The 24,626-nt window shown below is 37.1% G+C and carries 19 protein-coding genes and 1 pseudogene; 8 read left to right on the forward strand and 12 right to left on the reverse strand.

Annotated features, from left to right (window positions below; translation table 11 throughout):
- Positions 1–4 precede the first annotated feature (4 nt).
- Genes AC1Z3T_RS03340 through AC1Z3T_RS03350 form a run of 3 tightly spaced genes read right to left on the reverse strand, consistent with a single transcriptional unit; the run spans position 5 to position 6,421 of the window.
- Positions 5–2,842 carry a T6SS effector BTH_I2691 family protein gene (locus AC1Z3T_RS03340; protein WP_100885311.1) on the reverse strand — a complete coding sequence of 946 codons (2,838 nt, stop codon included), beginning with the start codon at positions 2,840–2,842 and terminating at the stop codon, positions 5–7.
- Positions 2,843–2,852: 10 nt separating this feature from the next.
- On the reverse strand, positions 2,853–3,800 hold the full coding sequence (locus AC1Z3T_RS03345; RefSeq protein WP_100885312.1) for a DUF4123 domain-containing protein: 948 nt from the start codon (positions 3,798–3,800) through the stop codon (positions 2,853–2,855).
- Complete coding sequence (locus AC1Z3T_RS03350) at positions 3,797–6,421, reverse strand: type VI secretion system Vgr family protein (RefSeq protein WP_483396460.1); 2,625 nt, start codon at positions 6,419–6,421, stop codon at positions 3,797–3,799. The genes AC1Z3T_RS03345 and AC1Z3T_RS03350 overlap by 4 nt, the downstream gene beginning before the upstream one ends.
- A gap of 863 nt (positions 6,422–7,284) precedes the next feature.
- Here AC1Z3T_RS03350 and AC1Z3T_RS03355 point away from each other — a divergent pair.
- Positions 7,285–7,821 carry a lytic transglycosylase domain-containing protein gene (locus tag AC1Z3T_RS03355; RefSeq protein ID WP_042088690.1) on the forward strand — a complete coding sequence of 179 codons (537 nt, stop codon included), beginning with the start codon at positions 7,285–7,287 and terminating at the stop codon, positions 7,819–7,821.
- A gap of 244 nt (positions 7,822–8,065) precedes the next feature.
- Here AC1Z3T_RS03355 and cysK read toward each other — a convergent pair whose 3' ends face one another.
- Positions 8,066–9,064 carry a cysteine synthase A gene (cysK, locus tag AC1Z3T_RS03360; protein ID WP_100885314.1) on the reverse strand — a complete coding sequence of 333 codons (999 nt, stop codon included), beginning with the start codon at positions 9,062–9,064 and terminating at the stop codon, positions 8,066–8,068.
- 233 nt (positions 9,065–9,297) lie between these two features.
- Between cysK and plsB the strand changes: the two genes are divergently transcribed.
- The gene (gene plsB / locus AC1Z3T_RS03365; protein WP_100885315.1) at positions 9,298–11,499 is read left to right on the forward strand and encodes a glycerol-3-phosphate 1-O-acyltransferase PlsB; all 2,202 of its coding nucleotides are present in this window, start codon (positions 9,298–9,300) and stop codon (positions 11,497–11,499) included.
- Between the two features lie 125 nt (positions 11,500–11,624).
- On the opposite strand, the gene AC1Z3T_RS03370 is transcribed toward plsB, so the two are convergent.
- The gene (locus AC1Z3T_RS03370; RefSeq protein ID WP_009584102.1) at positions 11,625–12,314 is read right to left on the reverse strand and encodes a class I SAM-dependent methyltransferase; all 690 of its coding nucleotides are present in this window, start codon (positions 12,312–12,314) and stop codon (positions 11,625–11,627) included.
- Positions 12,315–12,373: 59 nt separating this feature from the next.
- Complete coding sequence (locus AC1Z3T_RS03375) at positions 12,374–13,012, reverse strand: TetR/AcrR family transcriptional regulator (RefSeq protein WP_046760663.1); 639 nt, start codon at positions 13,010–13,012, stop codon at positions 12,374–12,376.
- A gap of 427 nt (positions 13,013–13,439) precedes the next feature.
- Here AC1Z3T_RS03375 and AC1Z3T_RS03380 point away from each other — a divergent pair, with 427 nt between their 5' ends.
- Together AC1Z3T_RS03380 and AC1Z3T_RS03385 are read left to right on the forward strand one after the other, a co-directional pair.
- The gene (locus AC1Z3T_RS03380) at positions 13,440–14,681 is read left to right on the forward strand and encodes an OmpP1/FadL family transporter (protein ID WP_100885316.1); all 1,242 of its coding nucleotides are present in this window, start codon (positions 13,440–13,442) and stop codon (positions 14,679–14,681) included.
- A 171-nt stretch (positions 14,682–14,852) separates the two neighbouring features.
- Positions 14,853–15,098 carry a hypothetical protein gene (locus AC1Z3T_RS03385; protein WP_005031802.1) on the forward strand — a complete coding sequence of 82 codons (246 nt, stop codon included), beginning with the start codon at positions 14,853–14,855 and terminating at the stop codon, positions 15,096–15,098.
- A gap of 73 nt (positions 15,099–15,171) precedes the next feature.
- Here the strand turns inward: AC1Z3T_RS03385 and AC1Z3T_RS03390 are convergent, their stop codons facing one another.
- Positions 15,172–15,927 (reverse strand): phosphodiester glycosidase family protein, encoded by a 756-nt coding sequence (locus AC1Z3T_RS03390; RefSeq protein ID WP_005031805.1) that lies wholly within the window; start codon positions 15,925–15,927, stop codon positions 15,172–15,174.
- A 182-nt stretch (positions 15,928–16,109) separates the two neighbouring features.
- Between AC1Z3T_RS03390 and AC1Z3T_RS03395 the strand changes: the two genes are divergently transcribed.
- The gene (locus AC1Z3T_RS03395; RefSeq protein WP_100885317.1) at positions 16,110–16,646 is read left to right on the forward strand and encodes a lecithin retinol acyltransferase family protein; all 537 of its coding nucleotides are present in this window, start codon (positions 16,110–16,112) and stop codon (positions 16,644–16,646) included.
- 99 nt (positions 16,647–16,745) lie between these two features.
- Here the strand turns inward: AC1Z3T_RS03395 and AC1Z3T_RS03400 are convergent, their stop codons facing one another.
- Both AC1Z3T_RS03400 and AC1Z3T_RS03405 read right to left on the reverse strand, forming a co-directional pair.
- Positions 16,746–17,192, reverse strand: coding sequence for an SRPBCC domain-containing protein (locus AC1Z3T_RS03400; protein ID WP_004830584.1), 447 nt, complete (start codon positions 17,190–17,192; stop codon positions 16,746–16,748).
- Positions 17,193–17,302: 110 nt separating this feature from the next.
- Positions 17,303–18,355, reverse strand: a pseudogene (locus AC1Z3T_RS03405) (aldo/keto reductase).
- Positions 18,356–18,457: 102 nt separating this feature from the next.
- Between AC1Z3T_RS03405 and AC1Z3T_RS03410 the strand changes: the two are divergent.
- Complete coding sequence (locus AC1Z3T_RS03410; RefSeq protein ID WP_483396461.1) at positions 18,458–19,360, forward strand: LysR family transcriptional regulator; 903 nt, start codon at positions 18,458–18,460, stop codon at positions 19,358–19,360.
- Positions 19,361–19,623: 263 nt separating this feature from the next.
- Here the strand turns inward: AC1Z3T_RS03410 and ppnP are convergent, their stop codons facing one another.
- From ppnP to AC1Z3T_RS03425, 3 genes are all read right to left on the reverse strand, one after another.
- On the reverse strand, positions 19,624–19,944 hold the full coding sequence (gene ppnP, locus AC1Z3T_RS03415; RefSeq protein ID WP_042088680.1) for a pyrimidine/purine nucleoside phosphorylase: 321 nt from the start codon (positions 19,942–19,944) through the stop codon (positions 19,624–19,626).
- Positions 19,945–20,084: 140 nt separating this feature from the next.
- Positions 20,085–20,831 (reverse strand): IS5 family transposase, encoded by a 747-nt coding sequence (locus AC1Z3T_RS03420; RefSeq protein WP_483396462.1) that lies wholly within the window; start codon positions 20,829–20,831, stop codon positions 20,085–20,087.
- 412 nt (positions 20,832–21,243) lie between these two features.
- Positions 21,244–22,965, reverse strand: a complete 1,722-nt coding sequence (locus AC1Z3T_RS03425; protein WP_252048741.1) for a glutamine--tRNA ligase/YqeY domain fusion protein — start codon at positions 22,963–22,965, stop codon at positions 21,244–21,246.
- A 167-nt stretch (positions 22,966–23,132) separates the two neighbouring features.
- Here AC1Z3T_RS03425 and AC1Z3T_RS03430 point away from each other — a divergent pair, with 167 nt between their 5' ends.
- Both AC1Z3T_RS03430 and AC1Z3T_RS03435 read left to right on the forward strand, forming a co-directional pair.
- On the forward strand, positions 23,133–23,642 hold the full coding sequence (locus AC1Z3T_RS03430) for a peptidylprolyl isomerase (protein WP_004830577.1): 510 nt from the start codon (positions 23,133–23,135) through the stop codon (positions 23,640–23,642).
- A gap of 98 nt (positions 23,643–23,740) precedes the next feature.
- The gene (locus tag AC1Z3T_RS03435) at positions 23,741–24,463 is read left to right on the forward strand and encodes a UDP-2,3-diacylglucosamine diphosphatase (RefSeq protein ID WP_151780290.1); all 723 of its coding nucleotides are present in this window, start codon (positions 23,741–23,743) and stop codon (positions 24,461–24,463) included.
- Positions 24,464–24,626: the final 163 nt, after the last annotated feature.

The following is a 24,626-nucleotide window of genomic DNA, read 5'->3' on the forward strand; positions in this document are numbered from 1 at the left end:
TACTCTATTGTGCAAATAAGGTTTGAAAATCTTCTTCTTCTTGCTTTTCCGACATCAGTTGATTTGTTTTTAATGTTCTAAAAGTAGAATACTCACACCAACGGCGAAGTTTGGTAGCCTCCATATATATAAAGAATGTAACTTCGATTACTGTTAAAATTAATCCTACACCACTTGCCCATGCTACTCCACGTAATAATGCAATCCGAGCAGCTTCTTCAGTTAATTTAGTCGCAATTAAACGCCCTCCTAAGCGTTGAATTACAGGACTTTTACCAATTTTTTTTAAATAATTCATTAATGGTGCAATATAAGTTAATGCTGCTAATATTCCAAAACCTGCAGAAAGAACGCCTGTAACTGTGCGAGCAGAATACATTATCATTAAAGATCTAGGTATTCCCTCCTTCTCATTCAAATTTTCGAACTTTTTATAGTCTAACCATGCTGTAATGCCACCTGCAAAAGCACTCAAACTCCCTGCCGCCCATTTAATACCCGCTCTTTGAATATTTGCTGCGCCTCGTGTGGCTGCTGCGCCTGCACCACCATAGCTAGTTTGAGTTGCAACTTCACGCACCCCTTTTGCCAAACCATAGAATATATCCAAAGCAAAAGCCATCAATGCTGATACAGATGCCACCAAAGCTGCAATTTGTACATTATCCTTATATTTTCCAGAGCTAAGCATATGCGTTAAATTAATCGCCTCTAAAAATACAAGAATGCCTGATGCGCGCACCTGATGATAATTGTTGGTATGGTTCACCATACCTTTACTACCCGCTTTTTCAATTTCTTCTAAAGTTAATGCCACTTGTTGCTTTTTTGCCATCGCATCATCGATCAATACATCCAAAGAACGCATTGTTGCTTCCTTTGTATTTTTTGAAAGCTGACCACCGACCCTTTCACCAAATTCAGGACTGAGTTTGATATTTCCAGAGTTTAATTTTTCAGGGTTTATATTATATACAACTTGATCAAATCTTAATTTTCCTGCCAACTCACCCATCTGAGCAAACAACAGTTTTTGCGAAATCGCAGTGACAAATCTACTTTCAGCAGTTGACCCCATGCCTGCTCTAAACACCACACGGGCAAAGTTAGAAACATAAAGCATGACCTTTTTTTCAACTTTAGAGAATGCGATATTGCCTTTATTTTTGTCGATTCCCTGATTTCTTGCCCATTCATCCCATGCAGAATCGGTTTTCTTTAAAAAGTCGATTGTACCTTTCATGGCTTTTATACCAACAGCAGTAAAATCTGTTGCAGCTTTTTTCAGTTCTTCATGCTTGGCTTTGGCTTCTAACTGATTACTATACAAACCACGTATAAATAAATTTTTACGCTCATAATCTGGCTTTTTAACCCAGTCATCCAACTGTTTTGCACCTGCTTCAGCACCTTCCATTCCAAATAGCATGGTCGCTACATGCGCTTTAAAAGCACATCCACTCTGTAAATCCTTTTGATCATAGGCATCTAAAGCATCCAATAAACTTTCAGAAACAACCCAATTTAAATGTTCTTGAGCACGTTGATTGGCAACCTTTAAAGCTGTGTCATATTTTTGAGCTACTTCCTGCTTAAACGCTTCAATTTCTTTATAGTTTAAATTATCGAGTAGAACTTTGCGGTCAGTTTGGTAATTGGCTTCACCCACTTCTTCGCCATGACCCGCCCGTTTTTTCATGGTACGTTCATGTTCTTCGATCAACAATTTTTTGCTTTGTTCAAGTTGCTCAATTTCTGCTGTATTATTCCATTTCCTCGCATAGATAAGTCGTTGCTCAATCGCATTTAAATTGCTTTTATATCTTATTTCAATGGCGGGTGCTGTTTGTTCATGAATTTCATTTTCGCGCTGTACGATTTTTGCCTTATTTTTAAGCAATGAACCTTCTATGCTTTTCACGCGTTGTACGGAGTCCAGTTTACGCTGATTGGTGACACCATATTTATCTTTTGCTTCTAAATAGTCATCTACAGGGACATAAGCTTCATTTCGATATTCATTTAATTTTATCGTGATTCCAACGGGATCATATAACACAACAGCTGAAAAAGCTTTCGGCTTTTCGGTGAATTTCGTCACGAGCTGCTTCCAACGATCAGTACCAAATGAAAAAGGCTGGCTGATCCCACCCTTTAAGGTCGTGTTGTTTAAACAATGTTGCTGTTGAGACGTTCCTTTCGCCCATGCTGCAACATCCACAGACTGCCATTTACCTGAACTGACATATTCATCCGCTTTGGCTTGATATTCCTCTCTTTTTTTATCAGTCATGGGCGCATGGGTATAAATTAAATACGCTTTTTCTGCCAAATTTGTTGCAATATATTCAACTGTGACAAATGAAGCAAATACCGCATGTTCATTTCCCTGACAGGCAAACTCAAGTACAGATACGGGTGCAGGTTTATCCAATGGGAAGGATGACAAATACCCCTTTGGCGTCACGATGTAGCCACTCCATTCATAACCTTTTTTTCTTTTGATCATGGCGTACACATAACCAGAATCGATCATTTCAGTTGTATATTGTGAATACGACAAGGCAACGTTTTTTACATTTTTTCCAAGCTGAGAATTAAGCTGAGGTGCTTTATCTCGAGTAACGGTGTAACGTAAAGGCAAGATCTGTAATCCTAATTTACGGCAAAAATTACATTGATCTTTACTGCCTTTTGCATCAGAAGTCTGTTGATTGACTTGTATTGCAGCATTCGCTGCTTTGGTAATCGCATTTGGTGCAGCCAAAATCTCTTCTTGCTGTCTACGTTGTTCTGCTTTTTTATTTTCTTTTCTTGCGAAAGCTTCTTTATCACCACCCATATTATTCTCCTTATTCAAATATTTCTGTTTTAATCAATGCCCAATCGTCTTCAGCGATAAAATTCATCGCTTCGGTAAAATTATAATTTTCAGGTTCAATATTCCAATACTGTTTAAGCACATTTACAACATGAGGATGTTGTATAAAGCCTTGCCCTAATAGCTCCGCATATAAACCATAACTTAGCAAATCAATATATTTTTTAATATGATATTGCTCATGAGCTTGATATAAGTTTTTAAGAATCTTTTGAGGATCTAAATCATGACTGTCGATCTGTTCTAATTCATGTGCTTTCCTAAAAACCGTATTACTGATTTCAATTAAATCCAGTTGTAGAGATTGTTGCACATTAATTTTGTTGATCGCTCTAAGTTGTAATTTTTTCTGATCTATATTTTCCCAATGGTAGTACCCCGTCGGGTGAATAAAATGCCACTGGATAAAATTTGCCAATAAACTATTTAACTGCAATTCGTTGAATATTTGATCTAAATAAATCATCACACGAGGGTCGTACCAACGAAATAAAATTTTGGACTCTATATCTTGCAATACCAATGTCTTTTTAAATCTTCGATTTAATTCATCATTGTCATATTGAGAAGCCCCAAAACCGTGAACCAAGTACCGATCATTTGCAATATCAAAATGCTTGAGTAAGTGTTCAGCCAGCTCAAATCCAATGTCTTTCAATATCTTTTCATCTGATATTTCAATAAAAAACAGACTGGTATCTTTATATCCATTCCCCTTAGCTAGCGGAATATAAATAATCTGATCTACTCTCAAGTTATTTTTTAGATCATCAAAGAAATCTGGTGCTAAAGTCTCATCAAGCAATACCAGTAATCGACCATGCTGAAAGAACACTTTCTGCATTTTTTGATAAATCGTTTCCACTGAATTATTTTCAGGCAAAATGCTTGTCTGTTCTAGGTAATGCTCAGCCATCATAAGATCACCTTTGCTGATCCATTTTGAGCGGCATGCCCTTGTTTTGCTGAGCAATCAAGCAAATCTAAACTAGGTGGATTTATCGAAGCGGACGATGTAAGTTTCTGCTGTCCAGACTTTACTTCAAACAAACCACCTGTGGTTGCAAACACCCCCGAACCATTGAGCTTTAATTCAGTGCCATCACTGATCAATTTAATTTCTTTTGGACTAATGATATAAATCGTGTCTTCAGTCGAAATAATTTGAATGCCTTTACGTGCGATCAGATCTGCTGCATCACCTTGTGCCTGAATCTCAATTTTACCTTTTCCTGCAAATAGCCTTGCACCTTCCTGTGCCGCAAAAAGACTGATTTTAGCACTTGCATGTGCAATCAAAGATTTCTGCGTACTGAGATTCATGCTTTCGCCTGCTTGCTGGCTGATTTGCCCATCTGCTGAAAGATGAACGTCGCTATTGGTCGACATAGCTATAGAATTCGGTGAAGTTAACATCATCACTGCGGATTTAAATGCATCTGCCTTTTTCGGATCTTGTTCAGTCAAAGTTTCGATAAAACCTTTGATATTTTCTAAAACCTCTAAAGGATCAGTTTGTTGATGCTTGGCAACTTCACTTAGTGCTTTTGTGTTGTTGAGACTCGATTCAAGTTGTGACTGCGTTTCAGAGACATCAAGATGATTGCCTGATGCTGAATCCTGAGCATAAGTACTCAGCAATAAACCTTGCCCTGCACGTACCGCACCCCATTGATCCGTTCTTAGCTCAAAGCCTTCTCCTCGCCCTTCACTCCTCTCTGTTTCTTTCGGATGGCTGAGGTTACCAAGATTGAGTTGAGTTGCGCCATGACTGCTGTGTAACTGACTGCTGATCTGGTTGGTGGTATCGTCAAATCTCAGTTGGTTATAGCCGCTACCTTTGTATTCTCGACTTTTAATCCCTGCCAACTTCTTGGTATCGGGCAACTTGCCTTTGTCATCAAACTTGGTTGGATAACGGTATCCTTCATGAATACGTCCGACCACAAAAGGTCTGTCAATATCCCCCGCAAAGAAGTCAACTACGACCAACTCTCCAATACGCGGTAAGAAGCGTGCTCCATAGTCTTCGCCTGCCCACGGCGTGAGTACATCGACCCAAGCTGAGTCGGTATCATTGTCGTTCGCGCCTGCACCACCATCATGGCTGTGATCTTCATTGCGGGTAAACAGGAAGCGAACCTTGATACGTCCCCATTCATCCACATGGATTTCGTCTCCACTCGGTCCAACCACTCTCGCTCGCATTGGATGGGCTACGGGTCTTTGGGTCAAGGGATTATATTCAGGAACAACCGTAATATTACGTCGTTGTAGCACCAACTGATTCGCTTGGCGTTCTTCGCTGTTGTTTATGGAAAGGTGGGCGACTTGCCATTGGCTTTGTCGGATGAGTGCTTCGACTTGATGGCTCAAGTCTTTGGGTAAATTATTTTGGTGATAAAAGGTTTTGGAGATGATCAAGAACTGCTGATCGGCAGAATCTTTTTGATCGATTTGAGGATGCCCTTTTAGCTCAAAGTGATAACCCACCTGCGCATCTCGTACCGTCGATATTGCGGTGAATTGTTTGGCTTGGGCATCGTAGTAGTTGCTGAGGTTTTGGTTAAAGCGTTCGATCTGACTGTTGCCTGATGGCGTTGCACCATCTTCTCCATTTAAGTCTTGAGTCCATGCAGGGCTAAAGTGCCATACTTGTTCTAAAGCTAGACTGGCATTGTCATAGTTTTCACTCTGCTTGTATTTGCTTAAAACATTACCTGCGCCTTCTTCTATCTCCAACACCTCGGCTTGCCAACGTTGAATATGTACAGACGTCGGTTGAAGTGAACGTTGTCCTGTAAAATTGATAATCGAATCGCGAGTCTCTACAGATGAACTTCGATGAAAGCGGATCGTGCGTCGTTCTAAACTTTCGTATTGAGTATTGTCATCAATCAATCGAAGCTTTTGAGGCTGGATGGGTTCATTAAAATGAGAGACTTTAAGCTGTGCTTCATCAATTAAACTGGTCACGCCTTCCGATGCTAGAAGCCTTTGAATAAGGTCTATATCTCTTTCATTATTCTGCATAATGAAGGGTCGAATATCGTAATCTTTAGTTAGACCACTTTTATCCAAAGTTAAACTTGAAGCAAACAGTGGAGATCTGTCTCTCCATTCATTAAATATAACTTCGACTACCTGTAAAGCAGACATATTCATAAATACGCGCGAGTTTCTACGCTGTTTCCATAGTGCGGTTGGATCTTCAACCGTGAGGCGATAAATCGTCAACGCACCATCTGAGGCGCCCACCTCAGCTTTGGTGACAATTCCTGAAATACGATTGAGTTCGGAGCGATCATTGACTACATCAATGGCTACACGACACCCAATAAAGCGTTTTAATGCAATATCATTCAGCGTAGATAGACAAATCAGTTGTAAGTTCACCCCATCATTGATGGCATGTATCCCATCAACGCGTTGTAAAAATACCACTTGATTAAGTTCAGTATTTGAAAAAGACACATGGATAGCACGCTTTTGAGCAGTAAGACCCAATTCTTCCAAAGCAAAATAAATATTATTAAACATGAGTTATTGTGTAATTGTTCTAAATTAAAAACACTCTACAAAAAAGATCATATTTTGTCCATATTTAATTTTATCTACATACTTCATTATGTTTCATTTCGTTTCGATAGTTTTCTCCGATACATTACCGCCCCCCACAGTTAAGTTAAATTTTTCGCATAATTCTTTTATAGAAAGTGTATTTAATTCCTGTTGATGTGCTCTTACCCAATTTAGAAGAGGAACTCGTTTTTTTCACCTAATAATTCTTTTAAATTAGAACGAGCAGTTAAAATTTCTTGGTCAGTTTTATTGAGTCCTATCGCAATCTCTTTGATTGAATACTGTATACTCATATTTTCTTGAAGACTGAATGCACATCTAAATCTAGTGATTATTTTTAATTAGCAATCCGAGTAATTTCATTGATTTAGCCCAATCATATTTCTTTAAAAACTCAGCTAAACCATCAGTTAAAATGAAAATATATTGACTCTTTGCAATTCGCTCATACATCGAACCTTTGTAGATCATAATCCCAGCTTGTGTATTTTGCTCTTCATACACATCCCAGTCTTCATCTTGTCAATCTTTAATTGTCTTTATTGGATAAATTTTATATCGTTTAGCCATAAGCAGAAATATTTTTATCAATTTTTTCTAAACACTTGAAGGGATTTATTTAATTTCAATCACAAATAAAAAACTATATTTATTAAACTAATTTAAATAAAATATTTCCAAAGCTGTAATTGCTCAATAACAAGTCGTTCAAAGCTAAAGATACAAATCGTGAATAAATCTACTGATATAGTGAGATTGACAGGTATAAATTGGACACTTACCATCATGACCAATCTTAGATCAGCAGTATTGGTTTTGTTTTGAATCTTCAGTATGAATTAAAAATAATTTCTATCATTTGTGTGACACTTGCAATTACGGCGTGTTCGTCTTTAGGCGGTGGTTCTGTGCAAAAGCGTGCAGCTAAACTTTCTACAGGTATACAAAAGGCTTATTCAGTTTCTCCTGATATTGCAAATCGAGTCTCACCTTTTATTGTACAAAGTGCAGATCTATATGATGTTGATCCTTTACTGATCGCAGCTACAATTCGCCAAGAATCCAGTTATCGTAGTTATGTGACTTCTCCTTCTGGAGCGGTTGGCTTAACTCAGGTCATGCCACGTTATTGGCAACAAGCTTGCCCAGGCGATCTATTTGATGAATATACCAATGTACGCTGCGGAACCATGATCTTAGCGAAATATAACCAATCTGCAGGAAGTTGGAAAAAAGCATTAGGTTATTACAATGTGGGTCCTACAAATTATGAATCAAATCGTAAAATGAAACGCCAAGGTAAGAGATATGCCAAACAAGTGAAACAGCACGAAAAACAGTTAAAATCTTCGTTATAAAATTTAGCACTAAAATCTAATTTCAATCCCTAGAATAAAGTTAAAATTAATTCAACTTAACTTTGCAAACAAAGCACTGCTTTGTTTGCAGCGCAAGATTTGGCAATATCTCTAAAAAGTTGAGCATCGCCTACATCTAAATATCAAAAAACCCTCTCAGAATTATGTATGAGAGGGTTTATTTTTTTGTCGACTTCACCATTAAGTGTATTGTCGATCAGATACAGTTACTGGCTATTGGCGTTTAATCCGCTGAAATATCTTCAAATAAAACTGAAGATAAATAGCGTTCACCGGCATCTGGTAATATTACGACAATGGTTTTTCCTGCATTTTCAGGACGAGCTGCCAATTGTGCCGCTGCTGCTAATGCTGCACCACTTGAAATCCCCACAAAAATACCTTCCTGAGTTGCACTTTGGCGTGCAAAATCAATAGCAACTTGGTTTTCAATCGCAATCACTTCATCGACCAAATCTAAGTTTAAATTCTTAGGAATAAAGTTTGCACCAATCCCCTGAATCTTATGTGAACCAGGTGTTAACGTTTCGCCACGCTTGGTTTGACCTATGATTGGAGAGTCTGCTGGCTCGACAGCAACTGAATGGATCGCCTGTTTTTTAACATTTTCAAAATAACTAGAGATCCCCGAAATTGTTCCCCCAGTGCCCACACCAGCCACAAGAATATCAACTTTACCACCTGTTGCAGCCCAAATCTCTGGACCCGTTGTCGTCTCATGGATTTTTGGATTGGCTGGATTTTCAAATTGTTGCGGTAAGTAATATTTTTCAGGTTGCTCTGTGGCTAAACGTACAGCTTCCTCTACCGCACCTTTCATCCCTTTTGCTGGTTCAGTTAAGATTAAGTTTGCACCTAAAGCTTTTAATACTTTACGACGTTCAAGGCTCATACTGGCAGGCATTGTCAAAGTAATTTCATAACCTTTTGCTGCTGCTACAAATGCCAATGCAATTCCTGTATTACCACTTGTTGGCTCAACAATATGCATCCCTTGCTTTAAAAGCCCTTTGGCTTCTGCGTCAGCAATAAGTGCAGCACCAATACGGTCTTTCACTGAAAATGCAGGATTACGGCTTTCTGTCTTTGCTAATACAGTCGCACCACCCGTAATCAAACGGTTAATACGAATCAGTGGTGTATTACCAATCGATTCAGCATTATTGGCATATACAGCAATACCTAGATTTTCTGTGCTTGGGAAATTTGGATCTGTAGACATGGTCTTTCCTTGAATTTAAAATTAATTTATATCAATCTATCATAATGCTTTTTTATGTAGCTTTGACATTCAGTAACTGAATTTAATTATAGCAACAATAAAATAGTTTATTCATATAAATCATAAGTTTAGTTTTTGCGCAATGTGTTTGACTGAATTGTCAGCAAATCAAAGTATATATTTGTATATTATTTCAAGCATAATAACGCCATAACTCATCTGAAGAGAAGATTATGGCAAGCAGTGCTTATCAAAAATTTTACCGTCAATTTACAAAAAAAATCTTAGATAAAATTGTCAGCCCACAAGTTTTGGGTGACACACAAACACTTGAAAATACAATTAACGATCCAAATACACCTCATTTTCCAATTTGCTATGTCATCCAAGACGACTCTACATCCAATAAAGTCTTGATCGATAATGAAACTGAAAAGAGAAAACTCAGCCCAGCTTTTGCACCACTTCAGCTTTCTTCTGACTATCAAGAAGATGATTCATTTATTACTTTAGAGCCAACAAAAAGTAATGCTTCAGCTTATTACCCAGATAAAATCATTCGTCTGGTTGAATTTTTGTTGAAGCACCCAGAACAAGATGTATTGCTGATCCCGACCACAATTTTATGGGGACGTGCGCCTGAAAATGAAGACAGTTGGTATAAGGCATTGATGGCAGATGCTTGGGCAAAACCGACAGGTATCAAACAAGCCCTCAACATCACACTCTATGGTCGTGACAATTATATCGAGTTCCATCAAGCGATTTCTCTACGTCAATTGATCAATTCAGCAATCGAGCTTACACCGAATTTCTCCCCTGCTCACTATGTGGTTACCGAGCTGAATAAACAATTTAATGGTTATAAAGAAGCCATTCTTGGTCCTGATATTTCAGATCGTCGCAATGTCATCAATAAATTGATGACCACTGAAGCCATAAAAGAAGCTATTTTAAATGAAAGTATTCACAAGAAAATCAGCATCAATGAAGCTGAAAACTTAGCACACAAATATTTAGATGAAATCGTTTCTGATTTTTCCTACTCAACCTTACGCTTTGCTGAGATTGCATTAACCAAGCTTTGGACGCAATTGTATGATGGAATCGAAGTACATAACTTTGATACGGTGCGCGAACTTGCCAAAGATTATGAAATTGTCTACACCCCTTGTCATCGTAGCCATATCGACTACTTGCTACTGTCCTATGTGATTTATAACCGTGGATTGATGGTTCCGCATATTGCGGCAGGTATTAATCTGAATATGCCTATCGTTGGACAGTTAATGCGTGGCGCAGGTGCGTACTTTATTCGCCGTAGCTTCAATGGAAATGCGTTATATACCGCTGTTTTTAAAGAATATATCTACAGTATGTTAAATCGCAATACACCGATGGAATACTTTATTGAAGGTGGACGCTCACGAACTGGATTATTATTGCCGCCTAAAAAAGGGATGTTGGCAATGACGATTCAAAGTTATCTGCGTGGAAACAGTAAACCAATTGCCTTTATTCCTACATATTTTGGTTATGAAAAGCTGATTGAAGGAAGTTCATACATCAAAGAATTGGGCGGTCAAAAGAAACAAGCTGAATCTTTATTTGGTTTATTAAAATCTATTCAAAAAATCGAAAAAGTATTTGGTGTGGTACATGTCAATCTAGGTGAGCCTGTTTTTCTTGAAGATATTTTGCAAAAGAATCAAGCACCGCAACATGTCGGATTGCATGATGAGATTCCTGACAGTGTCAAAGCCACAGTGAATGATGTTGCAATCGATATTTTGGAAAATATCAACAAAGCGGTTGTGATCAATCCAATCAGTTTGATTTCTTTGGTGTTGTTAAACGCACCAACGCATAGTTTGGCTGAACGAGAAGTTTTGGTTCGTTTAGAACAATTCCGCAATTTATTGAAACATCATCGCTATGATGATCGTATGCAAATCACTGAACTCTCCAACAAAGAAATCATTCAATATGCCATGAAACTCAAACAAGTTGAGTTGATTGAACATGACAATGAACGTTGGGTAAAAGTAAGTGATATACAAGTCGGCTTACTCAAATATTTTAGTAATAACATCCTACACACCTTTATTCTGCCTGCTTTAATCGCAAAAGTATTTAAACAGCAGACTGAAGAACAGATGTTTAAAATTGAAAAATCTACCTTATGCTCACAAGTGATTGAACAATATCCCTTGATCCATAAAGCATTTTTCTTAAAATGGGACGAAACTGAAGTTGATACCCAGATTGAATGTATTCTGGAATATTTCAGTGCTGAAAAACTGATTGATATTGATGCAGATCAAATCATCAGCATTTCAAACGCAGATCCTAAAATTCGCCTACTTTCAGCCCTTGCACATTTATATGATGTCAATGTGGTGAAAGAGCCTGAAAAAGATTCAAAGGATAAATAACTGCATCGTAAATTTGAATAAATCTATACTGGGATTAAATCGAAACCAATCGTTTTGATAAAATACCCAGTATAGATATTAGAATTAGACACAGCGAAGATCACTAAAATTCAATGATACCAAGTTTATCTGCTTATCGAATGTTTTAATCCAATAAAGCCATAGTAATTGAGCACTTGTGCAAAACTTTTTACTAAAGCAAAACCAGCCTGTTTGTACAAATCAATGATCTCGTCTGGACGAATTAATGCAAAATCTTGAGTGATACGATCTGCCATAACCTCTACTTGCTTTTCATGTAATCCTGAATCCAATGTCAAAGTTTTTAGACTGTCTAACTGTTGCTCATTTTCAAATTGAGTGAGCTCTACACTTAAACATAAGCCTGTATTGCTTAGGCTATTTGAAATATCTTTAAAAAAGTCTAATTTGCTTTCTACAGGAACAAAATGTGATACCAAAATCGCCAATGCGGCATCAAAAGTTGTGTCGATATGGTGCAATATAGAGGTATCACCAACGATACATACAATTCGAGAAGATAGTTCTAAATTATCAATATGTTGTTTGGCTTTTTCAATCATGTTGGGTGCAGGATCAATTGCTGTAAAATTCCATTGCGGAAATTGCTCTGCCAAGTACTGCAACTCATAGCCTGTACCACATCCCACCACCAAAATATGGGCTTGTTGAGGCAAATAGGTTTTCAGTAAAGCATGAACTTGTAAGTGAATCAGTTCGTAACCAGGAATCAACTTGCGGATATGCTCATCATAACTTTCTACAACCACGGGATGATTAAAGTCCTTTGCCATGATTTACCCCTCTAAGTTTTAATTTTTAAGTAACTGATTGATAAGTAATAGATGAATAATTAAGACTCTGACACGATCGTATGTTTAACTTTAACGGCTTGCAGACAAAAATCAGCAATTTGTTTAACAAAATATTCTTTATAGGTTTTATCAAAGCGCTTGGTTTTCGCAATACTGAGCGGTTCGATCACCACAAATGTCATTGCACCTACAATACACAATGCGGTGGTATTTAAATCTTCAAAAATAAACTCACCTGAGTGTCTTCCCTCAGTTAAAATTTTAATAATACTTTCTTTAATCAACTGCTTACTCTGGAAACGTTCAAGCTCAAATTGTGGATCAACAGGTTCAAACAACAGAGAATAAGACAGTCGTGGGCTATTCATTGCACGTTTAACAAAAGTTGTGACTGCACGATGCAATTTTTCAACAGCCGTTAATTCAGTATGGGCAATATCATTCAGAATATTCACTTCGATATGAATAGCGGCATTTAAAACTTCAATCAACACTTGATTTTTATTTTCAAAATAGCGGTAAACTAAACCACTTGAAACACCAGCACGATCTGCAATTGCTTGAATTTGTGCATCTTTAAATCCCCCTTGTGCCACCAGTTCACGAGCTGACAATAAAATCATCTCTCGATTCTGCTGCATTTTTTCTTCCATGACAGAGGATCTTTTATAATTCATAGTAATGTGCAAATCCTATTCAGGCTTAAATCGTTCAAGCTAAATATTAATAAATTTTAAATCAATATGCTATCAATCTGAGCAATTTCATACTGATATATAAACTTCACCAATGTATTTTCATGATCTGTTAAGTGTTGATTTTAGCCAAATACAACCAGATGCACAGCCAGCATTAAACTTTGATTAAGCACAAAATGCCACATCAAACTGTTTATCTTAGATGCAGAACAATCTCACTTTGTCCGTTAATCCCCCCTTTATTTGGTCACTCATCCCCTTTTTTCACATGATCAAAAATGCTTCACTCATCTTATAAAATGTTTAAATAAAACCAGTGAAACTAATTACTTAACATAGTTTAGTGGTTGCTATTTTATTTGACTTTTATGACCGCAATAACAAAAAAATTCAAGGAACGAACAGCATGAAAACACAGCCCCTCCTTCTCAGTATACTTACTCTATTTTCAACAGCTTATGCTCAGGCGGCTGCCATGGATCAATCAGGACAATCAATACTGGCATTTCTTGAAGACAAAAACTATTTTGAAGCCAGCATTTCCGCTGTTGATCCAGATGTTTCTGGTAAAGTTCGCAATCGTCCAGATTTGGTCAATGCAGGTAGCAATGATCTAAGTACTGGCGATATGGCGCGCTCATTCCAATACTATAATGCAGCATTGAAACTTCAAATTGCGCCAAAAGTTTCTTTTGGTGTGATTTACGATCAACCATATGGTGCAGATATTAAATATCCTTTACGTACAAATAATACCTTCTCGGATAATGAAATTACCATGAAAGGTACTTCTGCCGATGTAGATACACAGAATATTACGATGCTATTCGGTTTTCAGCCGAATACACATTTTAATTTGTATGGCGGTGGCGTTTATCAAACTGTAAAAGGATCAGTATCTTTACGTGGCAATTCGATGAGTGTGTTTAATGGCTACGATGCAAAATTCAAACAAGACAGTGCTGTAGGTTGGATGGCAGGTGCAGCTTTTCAAATACCCGAAATTGCCTTAAAAGCCGCAGTAACCTACCGTTCTAAAATCAAACATAAAATTGATGCGCAAGAAACGATTTTTGGTGAAGCATTGGCTTTTACTGGGGATCAACCAACTGAAATCAATACACCTCAATCCGTCAATGTTGACTTACAAACTGGTGTTTATAAAGACACAATTGCGTATTTAAATGCGCGTTGGGTAAATTGGAAAGATTTTAAAATTCGCCCTACCCAATTCGGTGCCTTAACCGAACTCGCAACGGCTGAACTGAGCCAAGGATTGTATTCGGGAGGATTCAATCTCGATGATTATCAAAAAGACCAATACAATTTAACACTCGGTCTGGGACATCAATTTACTGAAAAATGGGCAGCTTCAGCGGATGTGTCATGGGACTCTGGTACAGGTAATCCTGCTTCTGTATTAAATCCAACCAAAGGTGGGTGGGGATTGGGGATTGGTGTTCAATATAATCCAACTGCTGATTACTTTATTGCTGGTGGAGTTAAATATCAATGGATTGGCGATGCAACAGCACAGGATGGAACATATTATATTCCTGTTCCTGGTGCTTCTGAAATCGCACAACAAGGTGACTATCGAAACAATAATGCCATTGGTTATGGTCTAAAAATCGGCTATCGGTTCTAAAAACAACGATTTGGATAAATTTATTTTTTAGCGTAGACTTCATTCTGGCGTATATATTTGAAGAATGAAGTCTTTTTTATTCAAAGAATTCATTTCATCGTCATTTATAAATGCTAAAAACTTTAACGATCAATATGAATAAAAATCAATTTTCAATTTAAGGGTAATAATATGAAATTATTAAATTTAACAGCAATGATTGCTTTAACTACAGCATTAACAGCATGTGGTGGCTTGCCAAAGGAATGCGAAGAATCTTGGAAACATATGGAAGATTTAGCAAAACAAAGTGGTATTCCTGAAGACTCGCTGAAAGAACAGAAAAAGGCATTTGAAGAAGAAATCAAAAAAATGCCAAAAGAAGATGCGATCAAAGCATGTAAAGCACAATCATCAATTTTTGGAATGGTTAAATAATTTAATCAACAGCAATATATGGATGTGTCTTTACCCACATCCATATATTCTTCAGCTATTTTTTAATCCAAAATTAATGACACTGCTCAGCTTCTGTATAAACAAACATAGGACCTAAGTCATATATTTGATCATTCCTTTTTGCTTGTGGAATGTATGCACTTGAAATGCTTCCATCTAAATATAAAGCTTGATCAGTCTTGAGCTGTGTTTTAAAAATATCAGCGAACTCATAAAAATTAATTTTGCCACGACTAATCACAAAATAGAGCTGATTATTTTTAATTCCAACCCCATTCCTAATTTTCAACGAGTCTGAGTCTTTTACAAAGATTGGATTAATTTGTCCATTGATGACCAGCATCGGACCAGATTGTGTCGCAAAGCGTGCTTTAAACTTAGACTTTTGATACTGGGTTGTGGTTTGAATGACAGCTCGATGATCATTCCATGCCACCACACCATTGGGTTGCATAAAGAAGTTACCAAATTTATTCTTTTGTTGATTTAATTCAACCTGTTGTTTGTTTTGCTCAATATACAGCCCAACAGGTGTAAAATTGGCATGATACATCCCTGCATTCATAGCAAAACTGATATTACATTGCTTCAGGTTCTTTTGTAACGCAGCGAATTTCTTATAGGGTCGAGCCTGTGGATCTTTGAGGAATAACTGTAGCTTACTCAGATCATCAATTCGAACCACATCTGCTATCACTTTCTGATCTTTACTGATTTTAGTATAAGTCGTCTCAGCATGTAGCTGAAATGGAAAAGTACTCAATCCTATACTGGTCAAAAAGGTATAGATCCAATATCTCAAACGCATAAACTTTAATTCCAAATCATCTTTGCAATTTTTTAATTCATAATGCATGCTATTTTGCATTTTAAATGTAATTTTTTACTTAATTAGCACTTTAAGGGCTATTAAATTCATTACGCATCGCTATAATCATTCTATCCTTTCAATTAAATACATGTGTACAATTTATTTGAACTGAGTGAAATATGCAGACAAAACAAATAATCAAATATCCGATTGGAGCACATTTAATCGTCAAACATTTTGGCTATAGCCATCATGGCATTTATGCAGGACGAGGTCGTGTGATTCATTATTCTGGTTTTGCACATTTCTTTAAAAAGCGTCCTATAGAAATGACCTCTCTCGAAAAATTCTCACATGGTAAAACCATTCGCATACGTCTTTATGAGCAACCCAAGTTTTCGGGTCGCCATGTCGTACGCCGTATGCGCTCACGTATGCATGAAAACAGCTATCATTTAATTATCAATAATTGTGAACATCTTTGTAGTTGGGCAATCACAGGGGTAGAAAGTAGTCCACAAGTGGTTAAAATGATGAATCGTTTAACCACAATTGGTTATATTAGTTCAATCATGACCTATATGAATGGATTATTTTTAACCGTGGCAACCACATGCTTTGCATTGGTGTTATATATAAAAATGAAACTCAGGGCTCAATCAAAACTTAAACTTCCTGCCTACCTTTCGATGAAAGACCAACACACCAAAAAGTAAAAGTTTTAGGCTTTATTCATTTATATAATGAGCAATCTATAGCACCCAATTCGAGTAAAAACTGAGTGCTAAATCATGAGATATGATGTTCTCGTTTTTTTAAAAAGGTGGAAATTTATCTTCGACCAAATTCAGCACCAAGCCATGTTCCAAATATGCTTTTAGACCATCCAATACTGTCGTAAATCCGCCAGTCGCATCGATAATAAATTTAATCAATTCAGAACCCTGCAATGGGATATCATAATTACGAATCGTGACATAAGTTTGCTCAACACTGACCGCTTCAAAAATAAAATCTACAGACGTTTTAGGATCTTCGCCCCATGCAATTTGAATCAATTTATTTTCAAGAATATTAAAAACCATGACCTTCGATTTTACTTGATATTTATCCCAACCCCACTGCACAATTTTTCCTTCTTTTAGTGGTCCAGTGGAACTGCTAAACCAAAACTTAGTGGTTATTGCTGGGTCTATAAAAGCATTAAAAACCTCAGCTACAGGTTTACGAATTAACATTTGTGTTTCAATGGTTGGATTCATTCTTATGACTCTATTTAATTTATAGGAATAACAATTGCATCAATAGGATGATACTGATAACACAACTGCGTATGAATCAGTATCAGGTTTTTGTTAATCAATTTAAAAGCTTAGTTTTGAATAAATGAAGATTCTACTAAAGCTTGATAGCGTTCGGAGAATTGACCATTCCAATACGGATAATATGGATATGGTGGATATACTGCACTGATTTGATTTAAACGCTGTAACTGTGTTTCTGTCAATATGACATCTTTTGCAATGAGATTATCTTTTAGCTGTTGCTCGTTACGAGCACCAATCAATACCGTAGAAACTGTAGGGCGCGTAAGCAACCACTTTAATGCAATTTGTGCAACTGAATAACCTGTACTCAACGATAACTCTTTTAGAGTATCAATAACGTCATAGAGATATTGATCATTTACTGGTGGTGCAAACTGCGCTGTTGCATGTAAACGACTTTGAGTTGGGATGGGATGCTCTCGATCAAACTTTCCTGTCAAACGTCCCCACCCTAAAGGACTCCAAATCACAGCACCAATGTGCTGATCATGATTTAAAGGCATCAACTCCCATTCATAGTCTCACCCAATCAGCGAATAATAGACTTGATGAGCCACCATTTTGTCATAACCATAACGTTCTGCAATTGATTGTGCCTTCATTAATTGCCAACCTGAAAAATTTGAAGCACCGATATAACGTACTTTTCCACTTCGCACTAACGCATCTAAGCTTTTCATGAGTTGTTCTAGGCAAGTGAAACTATCAAACTGATGTAACTGTAATACATCAATATAATCGGTATTTAAACGCTTTAGTGATTGCTCAACGGCACGTATTAAATAATCACGGCTAAAACCGACTTGATTCACTTGTGGATCTTTACGAATCCCCACTTTGGTTGAAATGATTACATCTTGTCGATACGGTGCTAATGCAATTCCTAGCATTTTCTCTGACTCACCTTCTGAATAGGCATCAGCGCTATCAAAAAAATTAATCCCTGCGTCTATACAAGATGCAACCATTTGATTGGCTTCAATTTGTTCGGTCTGTCCCCATGCAGAAAATAAAGGTCCTTTTCCACCAAAAGTTCCCGCACCAAAACCAAGCTCGGATACTTTTAATCCCGAACTTCCTAGAAGATTATATTTCATGACCATTCACCTTGTTTCAATAATTGATATTGCAAAAATAGCAATTTCAATTTATTTAAAAAATCAGGATAATCAGAAAATACTTTTTCGATTTTATGGAAAATGAATACAGAAGATTTTCAATTCTTTCTTCGTGTTGCTGAACTTGGCTCGATCAGCCAAGCTGCAAAGCATGCCAATATCGCAGTATCCGTTGCAAGTCAGCGCATTCAACGATTAGAAAATCATTTATCGCTTAGGCTATTTTATCGCACTACCCGTAAATTGCGTTTGACTGAAGAAGCTAAGACGTTGATTGAACATGGGCAACCGTTACTAGAAAGTTTTCAGATATTGACTGAAAATCTTAAACATTGCGATCAACAGCTTGTTGGAAATATTAATCTCACAGCGCCTGCGAGTTTCGGTGTACAAATATTGGTTAAAGTGATTGCTGAATTTTTAAAGCAACACCCAGCATTGTCGATAAACTTAGATCTTAATGATCAGAACGTAGATTTGATTGCTCAAGGAATGGATATTGCAATTCGGATTGGAAAACTTCAAGATTCATCGTTAATTGCTAAACCGTTATGTATCAATCAGCGCTTACTCTGCGCCTCTCCAGAATACCTTGAGCAGTACGGCACACCTCAGCATATTGAAGATTTAGCACGACATCGCTGTATCGTTCAACGCCATCAAAAAGGCATCACTGATACATGGAACTTTATTGATCCTTTAAAAGCAGATAAATTATTAAATATTCATGTCAAAGGACACTTTATTACCAACGCCGGTGAAGGTGTACGTCAAGCCGCATTGGCAGGTCTAGGCATTTCAAATCACTCTTTTTGGCATGTTCAAGATGATTTAATGACTGAGAGATTAATCCATGTTCTTCCTGAATTTACGGTGGAACCTACTGCGATTTATGCTGTAGTCCCTGATCGAAAACTCATGCCAAACAAAGTCAAAGTTTTGATTGAATATCTGCAGGAGCATTTTAAAAACTTTAATAAATAATTGATTTAAATATTTAAAATTTAACTTATACCAATCAATATAACGAAGTCAACCTGAGTCTTATATAAAATTCTTGATGAGAAATGATATCCGTAAACGTTGTTCACAACTGTTTGAAGCAATATTTCTTTTATAAAATATCCTTACTACAACTTATTGAATACGTTGCTGATGGCTGACGAAATTTTCGCTCAGTCGCATTGTCAATATAACTTGGTTGCCTTTACGGAGCTTCACTGATCATGCTGCAATAAAGAATGGGGTTATTCCAAATGACAAATATAATCGACTACTTCTGTGGATTGCATACTAAAACGGCTATTTGCTGGAACAGTAAAAAATTCACCTGGATGATACACCTCAGTTTCTTCACTCTGCTCTCTTTTTATAAAACATTTTCCAGAAATAATTTCGATTTTTTCGCTGACATGTGTTTCAAAAGTTAAAGGTTTGTCTGTGGGCAAAATCACCCCTAATGTTTTTTTTGAACCATCTTGGCATTCAATTACATAGCTAATTGAACGTCCTTTATAATGGATATTGGGTTTAATACGCACCGTAACTGCATCAAATTGAGAAGACATTGGCTGACCCTGATTATTATTTGTACGTTTAATATATCGCTTTTATATCCCTCAACTCAATCAATTTTATTGAACATAAAAAAACCTAGCCGAAGCTAGGTTTCTTAGGGTCTGTTGACATTTAGGGTTCATAATTTAACCTACAAGGGGAGCCATAAAAATATACAAGCTAATGCAACAGAACTTTCATAGTTCCGTTTTAACTTGTCGTATCGAGTGGCTATCCCTCTAAATTGCTTTAACCTACAAAACATATTTTCTACTAAGTGCATGATTTTATATAAATACCAATCCATATGGTCATTGTTTGATTGGCTATTGGATTTTTTAGGTATATTCGCTTTTGTTCCAGTTGCTCTAATCTGCTGTCTTAATGGCTCTGAATCGTAGCCTTTATCTGCACATACAATCTCTGCCTCATTTAAATTGAGTTTTGAAATTAAATCAGGTGCGACCTTAACATCATGTGTCGTTCCATCAGTAATAATGAAATCAATAGGATTCCCATTTGAATCTACAACTAAATGTATTTTGGAGGAGTTTCCTCCAGCACTTTTAGAGATTGCCTGATCAGCGATACCCGCTGAATGTTGATGAGCGCGAATATGAGAACCATCGATGAACAGCCATTCCATATCTGTATTCAGCGATAATAATTTAAATATAGTGAGTAACTTACCACTGCTAGACCAACGATTAAAACGTTTAAAAATAGAGTTGGGTTGTCCAAAGCAAGTGGGGATATCACGCCAAGGGCACCCAGTTCTAATCCTATAAAGAATCGCTTCAATAAAATTTCTTAAATTTGAGTTGAGATAAATGGATAAATTACGCAAAATAGCTTTCAACTTTTGCCAGTGTTGATCTGTTAACATGGTATGAGGCATAGCGAATAGTAGAATTGGGTTTGGCGATTTAATTTTACTACTTCGCTATTTTTTAATCTAAAAGTGTCAACACACCCTACTATTATTAAATTATTTAACCTGAGTTCGATATAAAAATCTTGATGAAATATGATACTCGGAAAAGTCATCCGCAACTGTTTGAGGCAGGACTACTTCTATAAAGTATTGTTTCTGTGACTGATTAAATATGTTGCTGGTGGTTGACGAGTTTTGCGGTGAGCAGCGATATCGCTGCGCAAGATGGTTAGCCTTGCGGAGCTTCGCTCCTCATCCCGAAAGAAAAGTAGGGCTAGCCGCAGGCTGATCCTTAAATTGGGTGAAAACGCAGCAAGACTCCGTCGAGACTTATTTTTTTTCAATGAGTTGAAGATGTGGTTGCATCCAACTCACGCTATTTACCCGGCTTAAAGCTGTCTTTCAAATCTAGAATACGGTTAAACACAGGTTTTTCAGCTGCATGGTCATATTGATCTGCAACAAAATAACCTTCTCGTTCAAATTGGAAACGATCTTCTGGTTTTGCTTGAGCCAAAGCAGGTTCAACCACTGCTTGTACGATTTTTAAAGATTCAGGATTTAAAAACTTCAAGAAATCATCATCAGCATCAGGCGCAGCTTCTGTAAATAAACGATCATAAATACGCACTTCGGCAGGTATCCCTTGAGTTGCAGAGACCCAATGAATAACGCCTTTTACTTTACGACCTTCTGGATTTTTACCTAAAGTTTCAGGGTCAATTGAACATTTCAGCTCAACAACTTCACCATTTTCATCTTTAATTACTTCGTCACATTTGATCACATAGGCATGACGTAAACGAACTTCACCATCTGGAACCAAACGTTTAAAGCCTTTTGGTGGCACTTCTTCAAAATCTTTACGATCAATATAGATTTCTGTGCTTAAAGGAATAATGCGATCACCCATATCAACATTTGGATGGCGTGCATGATTGAGTTCCATATCCGCAGGTAAATTGGTTAATGTTACTTTCAAAGGATTTAATACAGCCATACCACGCGCTGCTGTATTTTCAAGCGACTGACGAATACAGAACTCCAGCATTGCCACATCAACAATACCATCCGTTTTAGACACACCAACACGCTTACAGAAATCACGTAAACCTTCAGGAGTAAATCCACGACGACGCATGCCCACAACAGTTGGCATACGTGGGTCATCCCAACCATTAACATAATTGCCTTCAACCAACTTACGTAATTTGCGCTTAGACGTAATGGTGTAATCTACGTTTAAACGGCTAGACTCATACTGACGTGGCACAGCTTTAGAATGAACTTTTTCAACAATCCAATCGTAGAATGGACGATGATCTTGGAATTCCAATGTACATAAAGAGTGTGTAATGCCTTCTATCGCGTCTGACAATGGATGCGCATAGTCATACATTGGGTACATTTTCCATTTATCACCTGTTTGATGATGTTCTGAATGAAGTACTCGATATAAAATTGGATCACGCATATGCACATTTGGAGATGTCATATCAATCTTGGCACGCAATACTGCTTCGCCTTCTGCAAATTCACCATTATTCATTTTTTCAAAACGAACAATATTCTCTTCAACAGAAGTATCACGATAAGGTGAGTTTTTACCTGGCTCTACGAAATTACCACGATTAATTCTAATTTCTTCAGGGCTTTGCAAATCTACATAAGCATCACCTTGTTTGATTAACTGGATTGCCCAAGCATGCAATTGGTCAAAATAGCTTGATGCATAACGTGGTTCGCCATTCCATTCAAAGCCCAACCATTTTACATCGTTGGCAATTCCGTCGACATATTCTTGTTCTTCAGCATCAGGATTGGTGTCATCAAAACGTAAGTTACATAAACCTTCATATTCTTCGGCAATACCGAAATTCAAGCAAATCGCTTTAACATGACCGATATGCAAATATCCATTTGGCTCAGGTGGAAAACGAGTCACGACTTGTTGTGTACGACCTGTTGATAGATCATCAGTAATCACTTGACGTACGAAATCTAAGCCCGGTTGTTGTTCTTGCTGCGCATTATCGACAGGGCTGGCATTATTTGTCGGGCTTTTCGGCAGTTCTGAAACAACATCATTTGGCTTCATAGTTGATAAATCACTTCTAAAAGTTAAAATTGAATATAGAAAATGCGATTTTATCCTTTTTAACAAAAGAATTTCACATTTTTACTTGCTATGTAGTTTACAGTTTGCTTATGCTTCTCTCAACCAAAAACCCATGACATTTTTCGTCATGATTAGGAGATTATAGAATGAGTTTTCCTCAAGTCGAATTAAACACCAACAAAGGACGTATTGTTCTTGAACTTAACTCTGAAAAAGCACCAAAAACTGTTGCTAACTTTTTAGAATATGTTCGTGATGGTTTTTATGATGGCGTAATCTTCCATCGTGTTATTGACGGTTTTATGATCCAAGGCGGTGGCATGGATGAAAACTTCAAAGAAAAAACAACGCGTGATTCAATTGAAAATGAAGCTGACAACGGTTTGAGCAATGACGAAGGTACGATTGCGATGGCACGTACACAAGCACCTCACTCTGCTTCTGCACAATTCTTTATCAACGTAAAAAATAACTCTTTCCTTAACCATACAGGTAAAACTGCACAAGGCTGGGGTTATGCCGTATTTGGTAAAGTGACTGAAGGTATGGATGTTGTTGAAGCAATTAAAGGTGTGCGTACAGGAAACCGTGGTTACCACGCTGACGTTCCGCTTGAAAATGTGGTTATCGAATCTGCAAAAATCATTGCTGAATAATAAATAAATCCTAGGCTGTGTTCTTTGATTAAAGAACAACAATGTAGCTTGTCCTGTCATAAGATGCTGCTGAGTAGGATAATTTTATAGGAAAAAAAGTGACCTATCTGTTTATCGCTGATTTACATTTGTCACCAGAACACCCTCGACTGGTTCGAGGGTTTTTTGATTTATTGGATCAATATAAAACTCAAAATACTCAATTATTTATTCTGGGTGACTGGTTTAATGCTTGGATTGGCGACGATTATACTGCACCATGGCTAGATGAAGTTGTTCAACATTTACAACAATTTAACCAAGCAGGTAATCAAATTTACTTTCAAGTCGGCAATCGTGATTTTGCTTTAGGGCAAGCATTTCTTGATCAATTCAATGGCAAACTGCTGCCTGATATTTACACACTGACAATCGCGCAAACACATTTTCGTTTAGAACATGGCGATGCCTTATGTACTGATGATGTTGCTTATCAAAGATTTAAGAAAGTCATTCGTAATCCTCTTGTATTAAAAATCTTAAAAAGTACACCACTAAACTTTAGACAAAAACTTGCCAATGGTTTTCGTAAACGAAGTCGTGAATCTCAGCAAAATAAATCTTATGAAATTATGGATGTCAATTCAAAGGCTGTAGAACAGGCTTTAGAAAATACGGATATCTTGATTCATGGACATACCCATCGTCCCGCAATCCACGATGTAAAGAATAAACCTCGAATTGTCCTTGGCGATTGGCGAGAAAAAACCTCAGAAGCCATGATTTTAGAGGTAGATGAAACTGGGAAATGGCATTTTATTCAATGGGTGATTCAAGAATAACTCAACAAAACATATCGTCCAAAATTGTTTATTTTTTCCTCGACATCTACAAACTTGATTGCAATCTCCAACTCACAATGATGAAAACCTGTTTCATTGGCAGGATTAAATTGAATATCTATAATTTGTTGGGATATACCACACAAACTATTTAAACTTTCTA

It is taken from the genome of Acinetobacter sp. B-6 (genome assembly GCF_056930735.1).

Coding starts and splice junctions, on each gene's coding strand:
- AC1Z3T_RS03340 (WP_100885311.1), bottom strand. CDS start 2,842: ATGGGTGGTGATAAAGAAGCTTTCGCAAGAAAAGAAAATAAAAAAGCA.
- AC1Z3T_RS03345 (WP_100885312.1), bottom strand. CDS start 3,800: ATGATGGCTGAGCATTACCTAGAACAGACAAGCATTTTGCCTGAAAAT.
- AC1Z3T_RS03350 (WP_483396460.1), bottom strand. CDS start 6,421: ATGTTTAATAATATTTATTTTGCTTTGGAAGAATTGGGTCTTACTGCT.
- cysK (WP_100885314.1), bottom strand. CDS start 9,064: ATGTCTACAGATCCAAATTTCCCAAGCACAGAAAATCTAGGTATTGCT.
- plsB (WP_100885315.1), top strand. CDS start 9,298: ATGGCAAGCAGTGCTTATCAAAAATTTTACCGTCAATTTACAAAAAAA.
- AC1Z3T_RS03370 (WP_009584102.1), bottom strand. CDS start 12,314: ATGGCAAAGGACTTTAATCATCCCGTGGTTGTAGAAAGTTATGATGAG.
- AC1Z3T_RS03375 (WP_046760663.1), bottom strand. CDS start 13,012: ATGAATTATAAAAGATCCTCTGTCATGGAAGAAAAAATGCAGCAGAAT.
- AC1Z3T_RS03380 (WP_100885316.1), top strand. CDS start 13,440: ATGAAAACACAGCCCCTCCTTCTCAGTATACTTACTCTATTTTCAACA.
- AC1Z3T_RS03385 (WP_005031802.1), top strand. CDS start 14,853: ATGAAATTATTAAATTTAACAGCAATGATTGCTTTAACTACAGCATTA.
- AC1Z3T_RS03390 (WP_005031805.1), bottom strand. CDS start 15,927: ATGCGTTTGAGATATTGGATCTATACCTTTTTGACCAGTATAGGATTG.
- AC1Z3T_RS03395 (WP_100885317.1), top strand. CDS start 16,110: ATGCAGACAAAACAAATAATCAAATATCCGATTGGAGCACATTTAATC.
- AC1Z3T_RS03400 (WP_004830584.1), bottom strand. CDS start 17,192: ATGAATCCAACCATTGAAACACAAATGTTAATTCGTAAACCTGTAGCT.
- AC1Z3T_RS03410 (WP_483396461.1), top strand. CDS start 18,458: ATGAATACAGAAGATTTTCAATTCTTTCTTCGTGTTGCTGAACTTGGC.
- ppnP (WP_042088680.1), bottom strand. CDS start 19,944: ATGTCTTCTCAATTTGATGCAGTTACGGTGCGTATTAAACCCAATATC.
- AC1Z3T_RS03420 (WP_483396462.1), bottom strand. CDS start 20,831: ATGCCTCATACCATGTTAACAGATCAACACTGGCAAAAGTTGAAAGCT.
- AC1Z3T_RS03425 (WP_252048741.1), bottom strand. CDS start 22,965: ATGAAGCCAAATGATGTTGTTTCAGAACTGCCGAAAAGCCCGACAAAT.
- AC1Z3T_RS03430 (WP_004830577.1), top strand. CDS start 23,133: ATGAGTTTTCCTCAAGTCGAATTAAACACCAACAAAGGACGTATTGTT.